At 47.5% G+C, this 1,976-nt stretch carries 1 rRNA gene; it reads left to right on the plus strand.

Annotated features, from left to right (window positions below):
- Positions 1-272: 272 nt before the first annotated feature.
- Positions 273-1,976, plus strand: a 23S ribosomal RNA gene (locus FTT84_RS16835); the annotation flags it as partial.

Here is a 1,976-nt window from a genome sequence, read left to right on the forward strand (position 1 = left end):
CCTCTGTGATTTATCACAGTTTCTAGACCTGACGAAGGCTAGAAAAATCATTAACAGAATATATTTGAGTTGAAATAAATTGTTCATACTCATTCAATCGAAAGAAAGAATGAGTTACTAGCGATTAACTGAATCAAGCGTTTTGGTATATGAATCTAATTGAAGCTGTACAGTGCTTAAGTGCACAGACGCCAACTGTATGATTGACTAACTTGTTAGTTGATCTGTTGCTAATCCTACTTGTAGGGATTAACGACTGTTTGGGGTTGTATAGTCAAGTAATTAAGTGCATGTGGTGGATGCCTTGGCAGTCAGAGGCGATGAAAGACGTAATAGCCTGCGATAAGCTCCGGGGAGGCGGCAAATATCCTGTGATCCGGAGATTTCTGAATGGGGAAACCCACCCGCTATAAGGCGGGTATCATAAACTGAATACATAGGTTTATGAGGCAAACGAGGGGAAGTGAAACATCTCAGTACCCTTAGGAAAAGAAATCAATTGAGATTCCCTCAGTAGCGGCGAGCGAACGGGGAAAAGCCCATTAAGTCATATAAGCTTTAGTGGAATGCTCTGGGAAGTGCAACCATAGTAGGTGATAGTCCTGTACACGAAAGGGCTTATATGATGATGTCGAGTAGGGCGAGGCACGTGAAACCTTGTCTGAATATGGGGGGACCATCCTCCAAGGCTAAATACTCCTGACTGACCGATAGTGAACCAGTACCGTGAGGGAAAGGCGAAAAGAACCCCTGTGAGGGGAGTGAAATAGATCCTGAAACCGCATGCATACAAGCAGTGGGAGCCGACTTGTTCGGTGACTGCGTACCTTTTGTATAATGGGTCAGCGACTTACATTCAGTAGCAAGGTTAACCGCATAGGGGAGCCGTAGAGAAATCGAGTCTTAATAGGGCGTTTAGTTGCTGGGTGTAGACCCGAAACCGGGTGATCTATCCATGAGCAGGTTGAAGGTTGGGTAACACTAACTGGAGGACCGAACCCACTGTCGTTGAAAAGCCAGGGGATGACTTGTGGATAGGGGTGAAAGGCTAATCAAACTCGGTGATAGCTGGTTCTCCCCGAAAGCTATTTAGGTAGCGCCTCGGACGAATACCATTGGGGGTAGAGCACTGTTTCGGCTAGGGGGTCATCCCGACTTACCAAACCGATGCAAACTCCGAATACCAATGAGTACTATCCGGGAGACAGACTGCGGGTGCTAACGTCCGTAGTCAAGAGGAAAACAATCCAGACCGCCAGCTAAGGCCCCAAAATTATAGTTAAGTGGGAAACGATGTGGGAAGGCATAGACAGCTAGGAGGTTGGCTTAGAAGCAGCCACCCTTTAAAGAAAGCGTAATAGCTCACTAGTCGAGTCGGCCTGCGCGGAAGATGTAACGGGGCTAAAACTATATGCCGAAGCTGCGGATGTACACTTATGTGTACGTGGTAGGGGAGCGTTCTGTAAGCCGATGAAGGTGGATTGAGAAGTCTGCTGGAGGTATCAGAAGTGCGAATGCTGACGTGAGTAACGACAAAACGAGTGAAAAACTCGTTCGCTGAAAGACCAAGGGTTCCAGTCCAACGTTAATCGGGGCTGGGTGAGTCGACCCCTAAGGCGAGGCCGAGAGGCGTAGTCGATGGGAAATTGGTTAATATTCCAATACTTCTGTGTAATGCGATGAGAGGACGGAGTAAGTTAAGTCAGCCTGGCGTTGGTTGTCCAGGTGAAAGGATGTAGGCATGTATCTTAGGCAAATCCGGGGTACTCTATGCTGAGATCTGATAGCAAGCTGTACTTGTACAGTGAAGTGGCTGATACTATGCTTCCAGGAAAAGTCTCTAAGCTTCAGTTACACAGGAATCGTACCCGAAACCGACACAGGTGGTCAGGTCGAGTAGACCAAAGCGCTTGAGAGAACTCTGCTGAAGGAACTAGGCAAAATGGTACCGTAACTTCGGGAGAAGGTACGCTGTC

Source organism: Acinetobacter sp. YH01019 (genome assembly GCF_013420285.1).
GTDB lineage: Bacteria > Pseudomonadota > Gammaproteobacteria > Pseudomonadales > Moraxellaceae > Acinetobacter > Acinetobacter gandensis.